Annotated in this window: 16 protein-coding genes; 13 read left to right on the plus strand and 3 right to left on the minus strand. The window is 62.2% G+C overall.

Features of this window, described 5'->3' with window-relative positions:
- Positions 1 to 292 precede the first annotated feature (292 nt).
- Together B3H86_RS08245 and B3H86_RS08250 are read left to right on the plus strand one after the other, a co-directional pair.
- Complete coding sequence (locus tag B3H86_RS08245; protein ID WP_292052812.1) at positions 293 to 5,122, plus strand: NAD-glutamate dehydrogenase; 4,830 nt, start codon at positions 293 to 295, stop codon at positions 5,120 to 5,122.
- Between the two features lie 136 nt (positions 5,123 to 5,258).
- On the plus strand, positions 5,259 to 5,726 hold the full coding sequence (locus B3H86_RS08250) for a universal stress protein (RefSeq protein WP_292052813.1): 468 nt from the start codon (positions 5,259 to 5,261) through the stop codon (positions 5,724 to 5,726).
- Between the two features lie 19 nt (positions 5,727 to 5,745).
- Here B3H86_RS08250 and B3H86_RS08255 read toward each other — a convergent pair whose 3' ends face one another.
- Complete coding sequence (locus B3H86_RS08255) at positions 5,746 to 6,306, minus strand: NifU family protein (RefSeq protein ID WP_292052816.1); 561 nt, start codon at positions 6,304 to 6,306, stop codon at positions 5,746 to 5,748.
- 105 nt (positions 6,307 to 6,411) lie between these two features.
- Between B3H86_RS08255 and B3H86_RS08260 the strand changes: the two genes are divergently transcribed.
- The 10 genes from B3H86_RS08260 to B3H86_RS08305 all read left to right on the plus strand — a co-directional run bounded on the left by B3H86_RS08260 (position 6,412) and on the right by B3H86_RS08305 (position 14,250).
- Entirely contained in the window at positions 6,412 to 7,014 is a 603-nt protein-coding gene (locus B3H86_RS08260; protein ID WP_292052817.1) for a helix-turn-helix domain-containing protein, read from the plus strand.
- Positions 7,015 to 7,081: 67 nt separating this feature from the next.
- Positions 7,082 to 7,447: a helix-turn-helix domain-containing protein gene (locus tag B3H86_RS08265; RefSeq protein ID WP_292052820.1), complete on the plus strand. Its 366-nt coding sequence runs from the start codon at positions 7,082 to 7,084 to the stop codon at positions 7,445 to 7,447.
- Between the two features lie 18 nt (positions 7,448 to 7,465).
- The gene (tsaB, locus tag B3H86_RS08270; protein ID WP_292052821.1) at positions 7,466 to 8,161 is read left to right on the plus strand and encodes a tRNA (adenosine(37)-N6)-threonylcarbamoyltransferase complex dimerization subunit type 1 TsaB; all 696 of its coding nucleotides are present in this window, start codon (positions 7,466 to 7,468) and stop codon (positions 8,159 to 8,161) included.
- Positions 8,158 to 8,568 carry a ribosomal protein S18-alanine N-acetyltransferase gene (rimI, locus tag B3H86_RS08275; protein WP_292052823.1) on the plus strand — a complete coding sequence of 137 codons (411 nt, stop codon included), beginning with the start codon at positions 8,158 to 8,160 and terminating at the stop codon, positions 8,566 to 8,568. The genes tsaB and rimI overlap by 4 nt, the downstream gene beginning before the upstream one ends.
- Before the next feature lie 36 nt (positions 8,569 to 8,604).
- On the plus strand, positions 8,605 to 9,087 hold the full coding sequence (locus B3H86_RS08280) for a Fur family transcriptional regulator (protein ID WP_292052825.1): 483 nt from the start codon (positions 8,605 to 8,607) through the stop codon (positions 9,085 to 9,087).
- Positions 9,088 to 9,167: 80 nt separating this feature from the next.
- On the plus strand, positions 9,168 to 10,571 hold the full coding sequence (gene miaB, locus B3H86_RS08285) for a tRNA (N6-isopentenyl adenosine(37)-C2)-methylthiotransferase MiaB (RefSeq protein ID WP_292052827.1): 1,404 nt from the start codon (positions 9,168 to 9,170) through the stop codon (positions 10,569 to 10,571).
- A gap of 66 nt (positions 10,572 to 10,637) precedes the next feature.
- The gene (locus tag B3H86_RS08290) at positions 10,638 to 11,630 is read left to right on the plus strand and encodes a PhoH family protein (RefSeq protein ID WP_292052829.1); all 993 of its coding nucleotides are present in this window, start codon (positions 10,638 to 10,640) and stop codon (positions 11,628 to 11,630) included.
- Entirely contained in the window at positions 11,630 to 12,079 is a 450-nt protein-coding gene (gene ybeY, locus B3H86_RS08295; RefSeq protein ID WP_292052831.1) for an rRNA maturation RNase YbeY, read from the plus strand. Before B3H86_RS08290 ends, ybeY begins: the two co-directional genes overlap by 1 nt.
- Before the next feature lie 11 nt (positions 12,080 to 12,090).
- The gene (gene lnt, locus B3H86_RS08300; RefSeq protein ID WP_292052833.1) at positions 12,091 to 13,686 is read left to right on the plus strand and encodes an apolipoprotein N-acyltransferase; all 1,596 of its coding nucleotides are present in this window, start codon (positions 12,091 to 12,093) and stop codon (positions 13,684 to 13,686) included.
- Between the two features lie 129 nt (positions 13,687 to 13,815).
- Positions 13,816 to 14,250: a helix-turn-helix domain-containing protein gene (locus B3H86_RS08305; RefSeq protein WP_292052835.1), complete on the plus strand. Its 435-nt coding sequence runs from the start codon at positions 13,816 to 13,818 to the stop codon at positions 14,248 to 14,250.
- A 71-nt stretch (positions 14,251 to 14,321) separates the two neighbouring features.
- On the opposite strand, the gene B3H86_RS08310 is transcribed toward B3H86_RS08305, so the two are convergent.
- Both B3H86_RS08310 and B3H86_RS08315 read right to left on the minus strand, forming a co-directional pair.
- A complete protein-coding gene (locus tag B3H86_RS08310) occupies positions 14,322 to 14,855 on the minus strand; it encodes a carboxymuconolactone decarboxylase family protein (protein WP_292052838.1) in 534 nt (177 codons plus the stop codon).
- 185 nt (positions 14,856 to 15,040) lie between these two features.
- Complete coding sequence (locus tag B3H86_RS08315) at positions 15,041 to 15,595, minus strand: peroxiredoxin (RefSeq protein ID WP_312820755.1); 555 nt, start codon at positions 15,593 to 15,595, stop codon at positions 15,041 to 15,043.
- 313 nt (positions 15,596 to 15,908) lie between these two features.
- On the opposite strand from B3H86_RS08315, the gene katG reads away from it, so the two are divergent.
- Positions 15,909 to 18,107, plus strand: coding sequence for a catalase/peroxidase HPI (gene katG / locus B3H86_RS08320; RefSeq protein WP_292052843.1), 2,199 nt, complete (start codon positions 15,909 to 15,911; stop codon positions 18,105 to 18,107).
- Positions 18,108 to 18,170 lie beyond the last annotated feature (63 nt).

Consider the following 18,170-nt stretch of genomic DNA (forward strand, 5'->3'; position numbering starts at 1 on the left):
CGGACTGAGCAGGCCGTCGGACCCCGTTCGACGGCCTTGTTCAATTCAGGCCCGAATATTTCGACCGACCATCCTTACCTTGACGTAAGGGTGAAGTGTAATCCGGCCTAAAATGGCAAAATCGTTCAACATTGTGGCAGATCACGGGTCTGTATTCTTGGTAATGGGCCGTTCGCGCAACATTGTGCGGTGCACACAGACTTAAAGGCGCAAACCCCTCTAGGAATAAGAATTGAGGGCGCTAATGTGGGATCATCTGGTGGCATCCTGCCCCGTCTGATGAGATTTTCACATGTCAGCCGCTTCGCGTTCTGCTCCTGCCGACCTGGCCAATATGGAGGCGCTTGAGAAAGCTTTCTCCGAGGTTGCGGCGGGGCCCCCGGGCGCGGCACAGGCTTCCCTGCTGAAACAGGTCATCGAAGACTATGAATCCGATGAAACGCCGGACATCGATCTGAAGGATCTGGCGTCCCTTCTCAATCAGGCCCTGGAACAGGCCGAGAAACGCGAGGCGGGTTCCGCCGCTCTTGTGACTGTACGTTCTCTGGCGGGTGCCGATGGTCGCGCCACGGGTTATGATCAGGTCCTGATCATCCAGGACGACGCCCCCTTCCTCGTGGACAGTGTGCTGGGCGAACTGGCCGATGCAGGCGTGACGGTCCGCGCCTTCTATCACCCGATCGTCGAGGTCGCCGGCGGGCGCCGTGACTCCCTGATCATCCTGATTATCGATCCGCTGCCGCAGGAACGCCGCGACGTCCTGGGTGAAGGTCTGGCCGCCGCCCTGTCGGATGTGCACGCCGCAGTGGACGATCACGCCGCTATGGTCGAGACCATGCAGTCGGCGATCAGCCGCCTTGAAGCCGAAACCTCTTCGGGCCGCATCGACGAAGCGGCCCTGCAGGAGAACATCGCCTTCCTGCGTTGGGTGAAGAGCGACCATTTCGTCTTCCTCGGTGCCCGTGAATACGAATTCCCGAGCGAAGCCGAAGAGCCGATGAGCAAGGTCGAGGGCCTTGGTGTTCTGCGTTCGCCGGAACGTCGTGTGCTGCGCCGGGCTTCGGAGCCGAACGTCCTGACGCAAGCCATGAAACAGCAGCTTGACCAGAGCGAGCCGGTGACGGTCGCCAAGTCCAATCTGCGCTCGCGCGTGCATCGCCGCGCCTACATGGATTACATCGGCGTCAAACGCTACGACGACAACGGCCGCGTTGTGGGCGAGACCCGTTTCGTCGGTCTGTTCACCGCCGAAGCCTATGACAAGATGGCCAAGGAAGTGCCGCTGATCCGGCGCAAGGTGGCCAATGCGCTGGAACGCGCGGGCAAGGCGCCGGGCACGCACAACTACAAGCGCCTGAAGAACATCCTCGAGAACTATCCGCGCGACGAGCTGTTCCAGATTTCGGAAGACGAACTGCTGGATACCTCTCTGGGTATCCTGCACCTCTATGACCGTCCGCGTATCCGTCTGTTCTCGCGCCGTGATCCGTTCGACCGTTTCGTGTCGGTGCTGGCCTTTATCCCGCGCGAACGTTTCGATGCCGTCCTGCGCGCCCGTATCGGGCGTATCCTTGCCGAGGAATGGGGTGGCCGCGTCTCGGCTTGGTATCCGCAGCTGTCGGATCAGCCGCTGACCCGCGTGCACTACATCATCGGCGTGACGCCGGGCGAGCATCCGGTACCGGATCACAAGGCGCTGGAGGCCCGCGTGGCCGAGGCAGGGCGTTCGTGGATCGACCGTTTCGAAAGCGCGCTTCGTGCTGCCGAGTTCGATGAAGTGGCCGTAGGCCCGACCAGTGCCAAGTGGGCTGATGCCTTTGGGGCCGGTTATCGCGACCGTTACGATGCCGCCGAAGCTGCCCAGGACCTGAAACAGTTCGACCGTCTGGCCGCTTCGGGCGAGGGCGATGGCATCACCGCCGAGTCGGTGGCCGTCCGCGCCTTCCGCACCGCCGCCGAAAGCCCGCTGCAGTTCCGCTTCAAACTGTATCGCCGTGGCGGCGCCGTGCCGCTGTCGGATGTTCTGCCGATCCTGGCGGATATGGGCCTGAAGACCCTCGAGGAATCCGACCACGTCGTGCGCCCGACCGGGGACGCGCCGATCTATATCCACGACTTCCTGCTGGAAGATCCGCGTGGTGAGGGACTGCAATTCTCGGACATCAAGGCCCCGTTCGAGGCCGCCTTTGCGGCGGTGTGGAATGGTCGCACCGAGAGCGACGGCTTCAACCGTCTGGTGCTGGAACTGGGCATTGACTGGCGCGAGGCAGCCCTGATCCGCACCCTCGCCCGCTATCGCCAGCAAACCGGCCTGGACCCGTCGCAGGCGATACAGGAAGAAGCCCTCAAGCTTTATCCAGCCGTGTCGCGTGCCATCCTGGCGCTGTTCAAGGCCAAGTTCGATCCGGCCGCCGGTGGCGATGCCGCCTCGCGCGAAGAGGAAGTCGCCCGTATCCAGTCGGAAATCGCCACCCTGTTGCAGGATGTGGCCAGCCTGGATCACGACCGCGCCCTGCGTCGTCTCGCTGACCTGATCGGGGCGCTGAAGCGCACCAACTTCTATCAGGGCAAGCCGCACATCTCGATCAAGATCGCCCCGCGCGAGCTTGAGGACATGCCCCTGCCCAAGCCGTTCCGCGAAATCTTCGTCTGGGCGCCGCACGTCGAGGGCGCGCACCTGCGCTTCGGTCCGGTGGCCCGTGGCGGCCTTCGCTGGTCGGACCGCCGCGACGATTTCCGCACCGAGGTTCTGGGTCTGGTGAAGGCCCAGCAGGTGAAGAACTCGGTCATCGTGCCGGTCGGCTCCAAGGGCGGCTTCTATCCGAAACAGCTTCCGGTCGGTGGTGACCGCGACGCGCTTCAGGCCGAAGCCATCCGCGCCTATAAGACCTTCCTGTCGGGCATGCTGGACATCACCGACAATATCGTCGGTGAAGGCGCTCCGGTCCGCCCTGACAATGTGATCGCCTGGGAAGGTGACGACCCCTATCTGGTGGTCGCCGCCGACAAGGGCACGGCCACCTTCTCCGATATCGCCAACGGCGTGTCGCAGTCCTACGGCTTCTGGCTGGACGATGCCTTTGCTTCGGGCGGCTCGGCCGGTTACGACCACAAGGAAATGGGCATCACCGCACGCGGCGCATGGGAAGCCGTCAAGCGCCACTTCCGCGAGATGGGCAAGGACATCCAGTCCGAACCGTTCACCGTGGCGGGCGTGGGCGACATGTCGGGCGACGTGTTCGGCAACGGCATGCTGCTGTCCAAGGCGATCAAACTGGTCGCTGCCTTCGACCACCGCGATATCTTCATCGATCCGAACCCGGATCCGGCCAAGTCGTGGGAAGAGCGCAACCGTCTGTTCAACACCCCGCGCACCAGCTGGCAGGACTATGACAAGTCGCTGATCTCGGAAGGCGGTGGCGTGTTCCCGCGCAACGCCAAGTCGGTCACCCTGACCCCGCAGATCAAGGAACTGCTGGATATCGAGGCCGACACGGTCACGCCGCAGGAACTGATGCAGGCCATCCTGAAGGCCCGCGTCGAACTGCTCTACTTCGGCGGCATCGGCACCTACATCAAGGGTGCGGGCGAGACCAACGCCCAGGCGGGTGACAAGGCCAACGACAGCATCCGCATCAACGGTGGCGACGTGCGCGCCGCCGTCGTAGGCGAAGGTGCCAACCTCGGCGCCACGCAGGTGGGCCGTATCGAGGCCGCCCGTGCCGGTGTGCGTCTGAATACCGACGCCATCGACAACTCGGCCGGTGTGGACTCCTCGGACCATGAGGTGAACATCAAGATCCTGACCGGCGGTGCCATCGCCGCTGGCAACCTGAAGGCCGAGGACCGCAACGCCCTTCTGAAGTCGATGACCGAGGAAGTCGGCCTGAAGGTGCTGGCCCACAACTATGACCAGACCCTCGCCGTCAGCCTTCAACAGGCCGAAGGCGCGGCGGCCCTCGACGCCCAGCAGCGCTTCATGCATGCGCTGGAAGCCGAGGGTAAGCTGAACCGTGCGGTGGAATACCTGCCGGACGATGCCAAGCTGGCCGAGATGAAGAAGGATGGCGAAGGTCTGACCCGTCCGGAACTGGCGGTGCTGACGGCATATGCCAAGCTGGAACTGTCGGACGACATCGTCGCCTCTCAGGCGCCGGAAGATCCGTTCTTCGAGGAAAGCCTGATCCGCTACTTTCCGGCTCCGCTGGCCAAGTTCGAGGCCGACATGGCCGGTCACCGTCTGCGCCGCGAGATCATCTCGACCGTGATGGCCAACGAGATCGTCAACATGTGCGGCCCGACCTTCCCGGACCGCCTGCGCGCTGCCGCAGAGTGCGACACCACCGCCATGACCGTGGCATTTGAGGCCGCCCGCCGCATCTTCCGTCTGGATGAGGCATGGGATGCCGTCTCGGGTCTGGACCTGAAGATTCCGGCAGAGGCCCAGCTGGCCCTCTATCAGGAAATCGCCGTGGTCCTGCGTCGCCAGACCTTCTGGCTGGCCCGACGTGCGGCCCGCCAGGAAACCAGCGTCGGTGGTCTGATCGAGAAGTACCGCCCGCACGCCGACGCCCTGCGTCAGGCCGGTGGCGATGTGCTGTCGCGCTTCGAACAGGGCCGTCTGGAAGAGCGCGTCCAGCGCTTCATCGATCTGGGGGCACCGGAAGAACTGGCCCGCACCGTGGCCATGTTGCGTCCGCTGGTGGCGACCGCCGACATCGGCGATCTGGCCGATGAAGCCGGCTGGAAAGCTCCGGCTATGGCCCGCCTCTATCACCAGGTTGGCGCCGCCTTTGATTTCGACCGTCTGCGTGCCGCGGCCGGTTCGGTGAAATCGGGTGATCACTTCGACCGTCTGGCCGTGCGCCGTCTGGTGCAGGACCTTATGACCGAGGAAATGACCCTCACCCGTTCTGTCGCCAAGACCTGCAACGAGGAAGTCGGCGAAACCGAAGCCAAGGCCGAGGATGCTGTCGATGCATGGATCGGCCAGCGCCTGCCGTCGGTCGAGGCGCTGCGCGCCTCGGTAGACGAGATCGAGGCCTCGGGCGCGGGCTGGACCTTCGCCAAGCTGACCATCGCCAATGCGGCGATCCGCGAGGTGATCTCCAGCGAGGCTTAACCTCGTCTGGACAGTGGAAATGGGCGGTCTGGAAACAGGCCGCCCTTTTTCATGTCGATGACGAGGGCGTGAAGGGACTTGGCCTTCATCAGTGCTTTGGTTTAGCTGATCAAATCACGCAGCAAGGAGACGCCCCTTGATCCGCAAATTTCTGGTCGTCGTTGACGATACGCCTGAAATGAACGCGGCCCTTGGCTATGCGGCAAAGCGTGCCCGCTCGACGGGCGGTCGTGTCGTGCTGTTGCGCGTAACGCCAGAGGCAACCGAAGAGCACTGGACGGGTGTGCGTGACGAAATCCGCAGGCAACAACGCGCCGAGGCCGAAACCCTTCTGGCCAGTCTGTCAGACAGGGTGACGGCCCTTTCCGGAGCGACACCGATTTTCCTCATTTACGAGGGAGATCCTCTGGCGGCGGTACGGCGCGCGGCGGCAGAAGACCCGGACATCAAAATTCTGGTTCTGGCCTCGGCAACAGGGTCGCGCGGGCCCGGGCCACTGGTGACGTCTATCGTCAACAAAGGTGTGGGCGTCGAAGGGCGCAAGCTGCCTGTCACCATCGTGCCGGGTGAAATGACCGACGCCGATATTGAAGACATGGCCTGACGGCCCTTCGAGGCGGTTTTTAGATGACCTGCTCGACGGCGGTCACTTCGGGTACATAGTGGCGCATCATCTGTTCGACACCGGACTTCAGCGTCGCGGCTGACGACGGACAGCCCGAGCAGGCGCCGCGCATGCGCAGACGCAGTATGCCCGTCTCGTGGTCGAAGCTGTCGAACAGGATGTCGCCGCCGTCCTGGGCAACGGCCGGACGGATGCGGCTATCCAGCAGGTTTTTGATTTCGAGGGTGATCTCGTCATCTTCCTGCGCGGCGTGGGTGTCACCGGCGGTTTCATAACGCAGAAGGGGGGCACCCGAGACAAAGTGGTCCATGATGACCGACAGGATCGGGGCCTTCATGTCCGACCATGACGGACCGCGCTCGTGGCGGGTGACCGAGATATAGTCCTCGCCGAACATCACCCCGTCCACGCCTTCCAGTTCGAACAGGGCTTCCGCCAGCGCGGAGGCGGCGGCCTCTTCGATGGTGCGGTATTCGATCGACGTCCCCGGGGCGACTTCGCGGCCCGGCAGGAACTTCAACGCGTTCGGGTTCGGAGTGGGTTCGGTCTGAATGAACATGATTGCCAGATGCCCCCTCGCCTGCCGGATCGCAAGGGCGCAGCGACTTAATGTTTCACATGAAACCCTCTCGTCACGTGCGATGCGAAGTGGCAAGCTGGGCTGATGAACGAACGTGAAGAGGCCGGTCGTATCGGCGAGGCACTCGCCGCTATGCGTCGAGAGCGGGGGTTGAGCCAGGCCGAGGCGGGAAGCCGTATCGGCATGACCAGTCAGGGGTGGAGCCTGTACGAGGCCGGACGCCGCGCGGGCATTTTCCGGCCGGATGTTCAAAGGCGCCTGACACAGGCTCTTGATGCGACGCCCGAAGACCTTGCCCTGCGTCTGGATGGCGGATCACCCGATCCTGCGGACACGACATCGAATGGCGGGCTTTCCTCGAAGGGCCGTGACTTTGACCATAGACCCGCGCGACCGTCTCCTCCCCTCGCCCCGGTCCAACCCGAGACAGTCATGTTCCGAATGGGATCGGACGACATGGCACCGTGGGCTTTCGCCGATACTGTCATCGAATACGATCCCGACAGGCTGCCGCGTGAAGGTGGCGGTTGTGTGCTTGAGTTGAAGGACGGGCGACGGCTGGTCGGCCTGTTTGTCCGTCTAACCGATAGACAGGTCGTGGTGGCCGATGCGCATTCGCGAAATGTAACCCTGTCACCGGCAAATGTCCGCCGTGTGTGTGCGGTGGTCGCCCGTCACGACACCTGATGAAACAAAAACGTTGCAACTTCCGTGGCACCATGCAACGATATTGTTGCAAGGTGAAGGGGGTTCAATGGCGCGTCAGGTCTTAGAGGTTGATGTCATGGTCGGTCGCGCGGTCGCGCAGCGGCGCCAGCATCAGGGGCTGTCCCAATCCGCATTGGCCCAACAACTGGGCATCAGTTTCCAGCAGGTCCAGAAATACGAGGCGGGCCAGAACCGTCTCTCGGCCGGTCGCCTATTTCAGCTGTCGCAGATCCTGAATTGTCCCGTCGGGGCTTTCTTCCCCTCTTCCGAGCGTGACGAACCCCTGCCCGGAAGCCATCGCGTCTATTCGATGGAAGCGCGGCAATTGGTCCGGTCATTCAACCGTATCGAGGACCGCGCCCTGCGACGTTCCATAAGTCGTATTGCCGAGGCGCTGGCACCAAGCGCCTGACGGCGCTAGGAGGGGACCATGAAAGTCATGGTCATCGATACGGCCCTCGGGGCCTGCCTTGCAGGGTGTTTCACTGTCGCGGACGGTCAGGTCAAAGCCGACGGTGTGCGCCGCGAGGAAATGACCAAGGGCCATCAGGAACGTCTGGGCGGAATGGCGCGTGACGCGGCTGCGGATGCAGGCGGTTTGTCAGGCATAGAGCGCATCGGCGTGACCGTCGGGCCGGGCAGTTTTACAGGTCTGCGTGTCGGGTTGAGCTTTGGTCTTGGCCTTGGCGCGGCGTTGGGGGCCAAGGTCGTGGGCCTGTCTACGCTTGATGCCTTGGCGGCATCGGTCCCTGCATCCGGTTTTGTCGTGGCTGCAATCGATGCACGGCGCGGTCAGGTCTATATGCGTAGCTTCAAAGACGGGGTGGCGATTTCCCCTGCCGAGGCCGTGCCTCTGGCCGAGGCTGCCGAGCGCGTGGTGTCGCTGGCGGATACAGGATCGACCGTCATCGTGGGTTCGGGTGCGCCGGTATTGGTTGAAGCCGATGCTAGGCTGTCTTCCATTGATATCCAGCCTTTGGCCGCGCCGACGGCAGAGGCCCTGGCCCATCTGACGGCCACGCTTGATGCCGACGCCTATCCGCCCAAGCCCCTTTATCTGCGCGCCCCGGATGCCACGCCGCCCACCCGACTGCCCGGCCAGCCCCGGACTGTTGCGACGTTATGACCCCGCAAGAACTGGCGGACATCCACGCGGAAGCTTTCGATACGCCGTGGGACGAAGCTTCCTTTTCAGAACTGCTGCGGAGCCCCGAGGTCCAGGTCAACGGAGACGCCAGGGGCTTTATCCTGACCCGAACCGTATTGGACGAGGCGGAAATCCTGACCGTGGCTGTCCGCCCTTCATGGCGCAGGCAGGGGTTGGGCCGCGCAATGATCGAGGCGGCTATAGTCTCCAGTGCGGCTCTGGGCGCGAAACAGATGTTCCTTGAGGTGGCGGAATCAAACGGCGGCGCCATTGCCCTATATCAGTCTATCGGCTTTCAAACGGTCGGCCTGCGCAAGAACTATTACAAGCGTGCAGATGGAAGTTCTGAACACGCCAAGGTGATGGTTCTGAACTTTTCTCTATAGCTTCCATAAATTCCAAGTCCGCCCTATCCTCTATGGATGGACCGGATAGAGAAACTTTGCGCCGATCGCGGCATGCGCATGACCGAGCAGCGTCGTGTGATTGCCCGCGTGCTTTCGAACGCTATGGATCACCCTGATGTGGAAGAGCTTTATCGCCGCGCATCAGCGATCGATCCGCATATTTCGATCGCTACGGTCTATCGTACCGTCCGCCTGTTCGAAGAGGCGGGCGTCGTTGAAAAACACGACTTCGGCGATGGCCGCAGCCGCTATGAAGAAGCGGGTGACGACCACCACGACCACCTGATCGACACCAAGACCGGCGAGGTCATCGAATTTTTCGACGCCGAGATCGAGCGCCTGAAGAACGAGATCGCGCGTAAGCTGGGTTTTGAACTGGTGGGACACAAGCTGGAACTGTACGGCCACGCCATTCCGGGGGCTGAACCGACCGAGCGCGAAGGCCTGATCTTCAAGCGTGAACGCGCGCCCCGCACGCCTGAAAGCGCGGCGGAGTGAGACTGTTTTCGCAAGGCATGGGCGATGTTTGAGACCGCCCGTGCCTTGCAGATGCCCAAAGACGGCATCATAAGCCGCCTATGACCGATACTCTCGATCCGACTGTGGCTGTGCCGGACGCCGTCCGTGCCGAAGGTGACGCGCCCAAGCGCCTCTTCATCAAGACCTACGGCTGTCAGATGAATGTCTATGACAGCGAGCGCATGGCTGACGTCCTGCGCCCGCTGGGTTATGCGACGACCGACACGCCCGAAGGTGCCGACTTCGTCATCCTGAACACCTGCCACATCCGCGAGAAGGCCGCCGAAAAGGTCTATTCGGAACTGGGCAAGCTGCGCCAGATGAAGGACGAGAAGGCCGCCAACGGTCAGGGCGCGATGACCATCGCCGTGGCGGGCTGCGTGGCCCAGGCCGAGGGCGAAGAGATCATGCGCCGCCAGCCTGCGGTTGATCTGGTTGTCGGCCCGCAGGCCTATCACCAGCTGCCGGAACTGCTGACCCGCACCGCCCGCGCCCGTGGCGAGCGCATCGGTGCCGATTTCGCGCCCAATGAAAAGTTTGACGCCCTGCCCGTCGCGCGCGGCACCGATGGCGTCACCGCCTTCCTGACGGTTCAGGAAGGCTGCGATAAATTCTGCACCTTCTGCGTTGTGCCCTATACGCGCGGCGCCGAATGGTCGCGCCCGGTCAAGGCCGTTCTGGAAGAGGCCCGCGCGCTGGCCGACCGTGGCGTGCGCGAGATCACCCTGCTGGGTCAGAATGTGAATGCCTACGACGGCGAAGGTGCGGACGGAAAGCCGTTCACCCTGGCCAAGCTGGCCTATGCGCTGGCGGAAATCCCCGGCATCGACCGCATCCGCTATACGACCAGCCACCCGAACGACATGTCGGATGACCTGATCGCGGCCCATGCCGATCTTCAGGCCCTGATGCCCTATCTGCACCTGCCGGTGCAGTCGGGTTCGGACCGCATACTGCGCCTGATGAACCGCAAGCACGGTCGCCAGAAATATTTCGACCTGATCGACCGCATCCGCGAGGCCCGCCCCGACATGGCCCTGTCGGGCGACTTCATCGTCGGCTTCCCCGGCGAGACGGACCGCGATTTCGAGGACACGCTGGATCTGGTGCGCCGCGTCAACTACGCCAGCGCCTTCTCCTTCATGTATTCGCCGCGTCCGGGTACGCCGGCGGCCACCATGGCCGCGCAGGTGCCGGACGATGTGGCCAAGGCGCGTCTGCATGCGCTGCAATCGCTGCTGACCGAACAGCAGGTCACCTTCAACCAGTCGCTGGCGGGCCGCGTCCTGCCGGTGCTGTTCGAGAAGAAGGGCCGCCACGGCCAGCAGGCGATTGGCCGTTCGCCCTATCTGCAATCCGTCCACGTCGAGGACGCCGATCACCTGATCGGCCAGATCGTCGAGGTCGAAATCCTCAGCGGTCAGCAAAACAGCCTCACCGGCAAGCTGATCCAAACCCGCTGACAGCCGTTTCCCTGAAAGCCTGCGCCGCCGTCGGCGTGTGGCCTTAAGGGTTGAAAGGAAAGCCTGATGGCACGCGAGTCCGAGTTTCTGTCTCTGAGCGACAAGGCCCTGCGTGCCGTCATCGGCCCGGGCAGCCGTCACATGGCGCTGATCGAGGATGCTTTCCGCGTCCTGATCGAGACGCCCGGTGGCGGCGTGTCGATCAACGGCTCGCCGCGCGACCGCGCACAGGCCAAGCGCGTGATCGAAAATCTGGCGACCGCCGCCGACCGCGGGGCAGAGATCGGCGAGGCTGACATCCGCACCGCCGTAGGCCAGTCGGTCAAGGCCCCGCGTCCCGGTCAGGGCCGCACGGTGCCTGAGGCCGCTTCGCTGCCCGTCGGGCGCCGTGGGGCGATCGCGCCCAAGACCCCGTCTCAGGCCCGCTATCTGGAACTGCTGGGCCGTTGTGAGCTGACCTTTGGTGTCGGCCCGGCCGGTACGGGCAAGACCTTCCTCGCTGCCGCCTATGGCGCCTCACTGCTCAAGCGCGGACAGGTGGACCGCCTGGTCATCACCCGCCCCGCCGTCGAGGCAGGCGAGAAGCTAGGCTTCCTGCCGGGTGATCTGAATGAAAAGGTCGATCCCTATCTCGCCCCGATCTGGGAGGCACTGAACGACATCCTCGGTGCCGATGACGTGGCCCGCCGCCGCGAGAAGGGCGAGATCGAGGCTGCCCCCATCGCCTTCATGCGTGGCCGCACCCTCAGCCACGCCTTTGTCATCGTTGACGAGGCCCAGAACACCTCGCGCATGCAGATGAAGATGGTCCTGACCCGTCTGGGCGAAGGGGCCAAGATGGTGGTGACGGGCGACCCGACGCAGATCGACCTGATGAACCCGAGCGACAGCGGCCTTGCCCATGCGCTGCGTATCCTGAACGGCGTCGAGGGCGTGGGCATCCACCAGTTCAAATCCGATGACGTGGTGCGCCATGCCCTCGTCGAGCGCATCGTGCGCGCCTATGACAGTGACGCGGCCCGCAGCCGCCCGTTCAACGAGTTGGAAACCGAAGACTGATGATCGAAGTCGAGCTGGAAGCAGAGGCCTGGACCAAGGCCCTGCCCGACGTCGAGGCCATTGTGACCCGTGCCGCCACCGCGGCGCTGGGCAAGGCCGAGGGCGATGTGGTGATCCTGCTGGCCGACGATCCCACGGTTCAGGACCTGAACGCCCGTTTCCGCCAGAAGGACAAGCCCACCAATGTGCTGTCGTTTCCGGCGGCGGAGTCAGCCTTTCCGCATCTGGGCGATGTGATCCTCGGCTATGACTATTGCGCCGCCGAGGCGGTGGCCCAGAACAAGACCCTGGCCGATCACCTCAGCCATCTGGTCGTCCACGGGGTTCTGCACCTTCTCGGCTATGACCATATCGAGGACGACGAGGCCGAAGAAATGGAAGGCGAGGAACGGCTTATCCTCGCCGGAATGGGGATCGCCGATCCCTATGCCGCAGAACAACAGATCTAGGGGGCGAACAGATGGCACGGATTCCTGCTGGCCTATGGGATAGGGGCTGGGTCCGTATCCTTCTGGCCCTTTTGTTGGGGGTGGCGGCGGCGCTGGCTCATCCACCGTTCGGCATGGTTCCCGGCCTTCTGGCCTATCCGGCCCTGATGATCCTGAGTGAACGGTCGCGGCGGTTGCGCGGCGGGTTCGCGATGGGGTGGTGGTTCGGTTTCGGCTATTTCCTGCTGGGCTGCTGGTGGGTTGCCGAGGCCTTCTTCGTCAATCCTGAACAGGCGTGGATGGCACCGATTGCCGTCTCAGCCCTGCCTGCCGGTATCGGCCTGTTCACGGGCTTGGCTACACTCGCCTACCGCGCATTGAAACCGCGTGGACCGTGGCGTTTTCTGGCCTTTGTGCTAGCCTTCTCTGCGCTGGAGTGGGTGCGCGGCCATATCCTTACGGGCTTTCCCTGGAACCCTGTGGGGGCCAGCTGGCAGGCAGGCAGTGCCATGTCCCAGATGGCATCCGTGGTCGGCGTCTATGGTCTTGGCCTTTTGACCCTACTGGGTATCTCGGCGTTCGCGCCGATATTGACGCAGCCTAGAAATCGCACGGCGCAGTCTATAGCTCTGGGCGGCCTGGCCGTTCTTTTTGCCATGTTGGGTTTTGGTAACGGACGGCTGTCGAACGCCACGGTTGAGGACTCGCCCGTCTTGGCGCGGATCGTTCAGGCGGATGTTTCTCAGGAGAGCAAATGGTCTGCCGATGCCTATCAGCAGATCCTCAATCGGTATCTGATCCTGACGTCACAGCCTGCTGCGCGTACGCCCGATGTGGTTATCTGGCCCGAAAGTGCCCTGCCCGATCTGGCCAACAATATTCTCGCGGGATCGGATGCCGTACAGATTGCCGCTGCCCTGACCGAGGGCCAGACCCTTCTGACCGGGCTCAGCCGCGCTGAGCGGCAGCCGGATGGAAAGGTCACCTATTTCAACTCCCTGATCGAGTTGAACAGTCTGGGCGCGCGCGGCATGCAGGTCGGCCAGACTTACGATAAATATCGCCTCGTACCCTTTGGCGAATATCTGCCACTGGGAGATCTGATGGGAAGTCTGGGCATTCGTCGCATTGTGCAAATGCCCGAAGACCTGTCTGCGGGGCCAAAGCCGGAGCCGCTTGTTCTGGCAAGATTGCCCAAGGTGCAGCCGTTGATCTGCTACGAGAGCCTGTTTCCCGGCTTTACGGATGGCAGTGCTCGGGGACGTCCGGACTGGATTGTGAATGTTTCCAACGACGCATGGTTTGGCCGGACCTCTGGCCCGGTCCAACATTTGAATATGGCTTCATATCGCGCCATCGAGACAGGGTTGCCGATTGCCCGCGCCACTCCTACCGGTATCAGCGCCATGATCGATCCTCTGGGCCGGATTGTAGAGGGAAGCCGCATTGGACATGGCGAGGCAAAGGCCGTAGATGTCTTTGTTCCGAAACCTCTGTTACCCACGGTGTTCGGCCGCTTCGGGCACCTGCCTTATGGAGTCGGTCTTTTGTTTCTGGGTGTTATCGTTGCCATGCTGCAATGGCGTCCAAATATCCGCGGTTCGGAATTTGGGGCGCGAGCTGCGTAGTTCGTTCGCGTTTTGCTTGTACTGAGGCGGAAAAACGTCGCGCTAGGACAAAAAAAGTCAATTTTAGGGTGACTTTGGTCGCAAGGCACCTCATGGGTTCAGGCTTCACAGTATTGAGAGAGTTGCTGCATGGTCAGAGGCGCGGGGGAGAACGGGCCGCATCCGGTAGACCGCCATGTTGGGCGTAAGGTTTGCGAGAAGCGGATCGCTCTGGGATACAACCAAAGTGACTTGGGGCGGGCGCTGGGGCTCACGTTCCAGCAGATCCAGAAGTACGAGAAGGGCGCTAACCGTATTTCGGCGTCGAAGCTGTGGGATATCGCGCGCTTCTTCAGCGTGGACGTCAGCTATTTCTTCGAAGGTCTGGCTGCGCGTCCGGGTATGGCCGAGGGCGAGGGTGAGCCTTTTGTTCATGATTTCCCGATGACACGCCAGAGCATCGAGATCGGGCAACTGGCACCACGCCTGAATGCACGTCAGCAAAAGCTGGTTCTCGAAATGATGCGCGAAATGGTGGCATCCAGCGAGATGTCCGAAGCCTCCCAGCAGAATCTTCGCGGCTAACATCCGCAGAACCCTATAAAAAAGGGCGGTACCCGACGGTACCGCCCTTTTCGTATGGGTATAAGGCTGACTTATTCAGCGGCAGCCACTGCCGAGGCGATGACGCGGCTGGCCGCGTGAACTACTGCGCCGATACGCAGGGTTGCCTGAACCTGTACGTTCGAGACACCGTGCTTGCGCAGCTCGCCCTCGTGGGCGTCCAGGCAACCACCGCAGCCGTTGATGGCCGAAACAGCGGTGGCGTACATTTCGAAATCGATCTTATCGATGCCCGGATTGGCCAGACCGTTCATGCGCAGCTTGGCCGGCAGGGTGGTGTACTCATGGTTCTTCATGAGGTGCAGGGCGCGGTAGTAGATGTTGTTCATGCCCATGATGGCCGCGGCGGTCTTGGCCGCGTTCATGGCTTCCGGCGACAGGACGGTCGCGGCTTGGGCTTCGATCAGCTTGACCACCTGCGGCACGCCGATGGCATGGGCCGAGGCGAGGAAGCAGCCCCACTTTTGCTGGTCGTTCAGAATGGTTTCGTTCGCGAGCGAAGAAAGGTTCAGCGAGATGTCCTTGGCATAGGACGGGATCAGTTCGCGCAGGGCATCGATAGACATGGGATGAACTCCGAAAGGGAAAATGCTGTCGCGCGATCCGCGCGCCAAATCGGTTTCTGGCCCGAATACGGGCAGTGAAAAGGCGGCAACGGTCACCCGCCGCCGCCTTCTCGACTGTTCCGGACCATACGAACGCGTCCGGAACGCGCGGCCATACTCACGCGGCCGCAGTGTTCGGTACTGGCTTAGGCAGCCAGGGTCTCGCCGCCAACCGGGCGGTTGCAGGCGCACAGTTCGTCGGTCTGCAGGGCGTCAACAACGCGCAGGGTGTCTTCCGGCGAACGGCCGACGTTCAGGTTGGTGACGTAGACGTGTTGGACAACGTTGTGCGGGTCGACAACGAAGGTCGCGCGCAGGGCCACGCCGTTTTCTTCGTCCAGAACGCCCAGTTCACGGGCGAACTTGCCGCCGCAGTCAGCGAACTGCCACATCGGCAGCTTGTTCAGGTCGGCGTGGTCGCGGCGCCATGCCAGCTTGGTGAATTCGTTGTCGGTCGAACCGCCCAGAACCACGGTGTCGCGGTCTTCGAATTCTTTGTTCAGCTTGGCGAAAGCGGCGATTTCGGTCGGGCACACGAAGGTGAAGTCCTTCGGGTAGAAGAAGATGACCTTCCACTTACCTTCAAACGAGTCCTGGTTCAGGGCTTCGAAAGCCGAGACGCCGTTTTCTTCGTGGCTGTTGAAGCCCGGCTTCACGCCGGTGATTTTGAAATCAGGAAGTTTTTGACCGACGCCCAGCATGGGAATCTCCATGTAAAATTTGTGTGACCAGTGCGCGGAACGATCCTTGTTCGCGACACAGACAACGGTGTCGCCTTTCGCGCATGCGAAGTCAAATCGATGATTTTAGGGATTAGTATAAATATATATTATGGCTGGCCTTTTGCGCGCCTTAAGTGCGAAGGTGTACCGACTGCAACCCCCGGACGATGGGATGCTGTTCGCAATCGCGAAAATGATCATAAGTTTAGTTACTAGTGAGAACCAATTTTATCGATTTTTCTTTCGCGCCCGCATCACATAGCGTTCTCCCATCATTTTCGAGGAGGATCTTATGGACGGTAATCAAGGCGGTTGTCCGGTACACGGCGCAAACACCCCGCGCACCCTGACGGGTCGTACCAATCGCGACTGGTGGCCGAACCAGCTTTCGCTGGAAATTCTGGCCCAGCACAGCAGCAAGGTAGATCCCAACGAGGAGGGTTTCGACTATGCCGAAGCCTTCAAATCCCTCGACCTTGCCGCTGTTAAGGCCGATCTGAAGGCCTTGATGACCGACAGCCAGGACTGGTGGCCGGCTGACTATGGCCACTATGGTCCGTTCTTCATTCGTATGGCGTGGCACTCTGCGGGTTCTTACCGCACGGGCGACGGTCGCGGTGGTGCCAACACCGGACAGCAACGGTTTGCCCCGCTGAACTCGTGGCCGGACAACGCCAACCTCGACAAGGCCCGTCGCCTGCTGTGGCCGATCAAGCAGAAGTACGGCAAGAGCCTGTCGTGGGCCGACCTGATGATCCTCGCCGGCAATATGGCCATCGAGTCGATGGGTGGTCCGGTATTCGGTTTCGGCGGCGGTCGTGCGGATACCTGGGAACCGGCCCGTGACGTCTATTGGGGTGCCGAAGGCGAGTGGTTGGGCCAAACCCGTATCGACGCGGAGAAGGGTCTGGAACTGGAGCGCCCGCTGGCGGCCATCCAGATGGGCCTGATCTATGTGAACCCCGAAGGCCCGGGCGGTGTGCCCGATCCCCTGCTGTCGGCCCGCGACATCCGCGAGACCTTTGGCCGCATGGGTATGACGGACGAGGAAACCGTGGCCCTGACGGCGGGTGGTCACACCTTCGGTAAGTCGCACGGCAATGGCGATGCCGCTCTGGTGGGTGCCGATCCGGAAGGCGCGGACATCACCGCTCAAGGTCTGGGCTGGCTGTCCAAGCACGGCAGCGGCAAGGGCGATGACACTATCACCTCAGGTATCGAGGGCGCATGGACCCCGACCCCGCGCACGTGGGACGACAGCTTCTTCCACATGCTGCTGGACTATGACTACGAACTGGTCACCAGCCCGGCCGGTGCCAAGCAGTGGCAGCCGATCAATCCTGCACCGGAAGACATGGCCCCGCAGGCACACGATGCCAGCAAGCGCGTGCCGACCATGATGACCACTGCGGATATGGCCTTCAAGATGGACCCGGGTTTCCGCGCCATCTCGGAGAAGTTCCGCAATGACCAGGCCGCGTTCGAGGACGCCTTCGCCCGTGCGTGGTTCAAGCTGACCCACCGCGACATGGGGCCGAAGTCGCGCTACCTCGGCAGCGACGTTCCGGCTGAAGACCTGATCTGGCAGGACCCGATCCCGACGGCTGACTATCCGCAGATCGATGCGGCCGATGTGGCATCACTGAAGCAGCAGATCGCCGCTTCGGGGCTGACGGTTTCGGAACTGGTCTCGGTGGCGTGGGCTTCGGCTTCGACCTACCGTGGATCGGATTACCGGGGCGGTGCCAACGGCGGCCGTATCCGTCTGGAACCCCAGCGTAGCTGGGAAGTGAACGAACCCGCCAAGCTTGCCAAGGTTCTGGCGGTTTACGAAGGCATCAAGTCTGCCTTTGATGCCGCAGGGGCCAAGAAGGTTTCGATCGCCGATCTGGTTGTTCTGGGTGGTTCTGTCGGTATCGAGCAGGCTGCAAAGGCTGCGGGTCTGAGCATCGAAGTGCCGTTCACGCCGGGCCGCACCGATGCCTCCCAAGAGCAGACCGACGTCGATGGCTTTGAAGTGCTGGAACCCAAGGCCGACGGCTTCCGAAACTATCAGCCGACCCTGTACGACATTTCTCCGGAAGAGATGTTGATCGACCGTGCGCAGCTGCTGGGCCTTACAGCTCCGCAACTGACGGCACTGGTCGGGGGGCTGCGTGTTCTGAGTGCCAACTATGGCGCGTCCAAGGATGGCGTCTTCACCGACCGTGAAGGCCAACTGACGAACGACTTCTTCGTCAATATTCTGGACATGGGTGTGGTCTGGACCGCCGCAGAAGGTCAGCCGAACAAGTTTGTCGGTACGGCCCGCGACAGCGGAGAGACCCGCTGGACCGGCACACGCGTCGATCTGGTGTTCGGTTCGAACTCGGTGCTTCGCGCCCTGTGCGAGGTTTATGCCGAGGCCGGTGGCAACGAGAAGTTCGTCCGTGACTTCGTGGCTGCCTGGACCCAGGTCATGAACGCCGACCGCTTCGATCTGAAGCGGTAACGGCCAGAAGGGGTGCCTTGGACCAGTGGGCACCCCTTCTTTTTTACTGTGAACTTTGATCTC

It is taken from the genome of Brevundimonas sp. UBA5866, from assembly GCF_002432125.1.
Taxonomy (GTDB): Bacteria; Pseudomonadota; Alphaproteobacteria; order Caulobacterales; family Caulobacteraceae; genus Brevundimonas.

Coding starts and splice junctions, on each gene's coding strand:
- B3H86_RS08245 (WP_292052812.1), top strand. CDS start 293: ATGTCAGCCGCTTCGCGTTCTGCTCCTGCCGACCTGGCCAATATGGAG.
- B3H86_RS08255 (WP_292052816.1), bottom strand. CDS start 6,306: ATGTTCATTCAGACCGAACCCACTCCGAACCCGAACGCGTTGAAGTTC.
- B3H86_RS08260 (WP_292052817.1), top strand. CDS start 6,412: ATGAACGAACGTGAAGAGGCCGGTCGTATCGGCGAGGCACTCGCCGCT.
- B3H86_RS08265 (WP_292052820.1), top strand. CDS start 7,082: ATGGCGCGTCAGGTCTTAGAGGTTGATGTCATGGTCGGTCGCGCGGTC.
- tsaB (WP_292052821.1), top strand. CDS start 7,466: ATGAAAGTCATGGTCATCGATACGGCCCTCGGGGCCTGCCTTGCAGGG.
- rimI (WP_292052823.1), top strand. CDS start 8,158: ATGACCCCGCAAGAACTGGCGGACATCCACGCGGAAGCTTTCGATACG.
- B3H86_RS08280 (WP_292052825.1), top strand. CDS start 8,605: ATGGACCGGATAGAGAAACTTTGCGCCGATCGCGGCATGCGCATGACC.
- miaB (WP_292052827.1), top strand. CDS start 9,168: ATGACCGATACTCTCGATCCGACTGTGGCTGTGCCGGACGCCGTCCGT.
- B3H86_RS08290 (WP_292052829.1), top strand. CDS start 10,638: ATGGCACGCGAGTCCGAGTTTCTGTCTCTGAGCGACAAGGCCCTGCGT.
- ybeY (WP_292052831.1), top strand. CDS start 11,630: ATGATCGAAGTCGAGCTGGAAGCAGAGGCCTGGACCAAGGCCCTGCCC.
- lnt (WP_292052833.1), top strand. CDS start 12,091: ATGGCACGGATTCCTGCTGGCCTATGGGATAGGGGCTGGGTCCGTATC.
- B3H86_RS08305 (WP_292052835.1), top strand. CDS start 13,816: ATGGTCAGAGGCGCGGGGGAGAACGGGCCGCATCCGGTAGACCGCCAT.
- B3H86_RS08310 (WP_292052838.1), bottom strand. CDS start 14,855: ATGTCTATCGATGCCCTGCGCGAACTGATCCCGTCCTATGCCAAGGAC.
- B3H86_RS08315 (WP_312820755.1), bottom strand. CDS start 15,595: ATGCTGGGCGTCGGTCAAAAACTTCCTGATTTCAAAATCACCGGCGTG.
- katG (WP_292052843.1), top strand. CDS start 15,909: ATGGACGGTAATCAAGGCGGTTGTCCGGTACACGGCGCAAACACCCCG.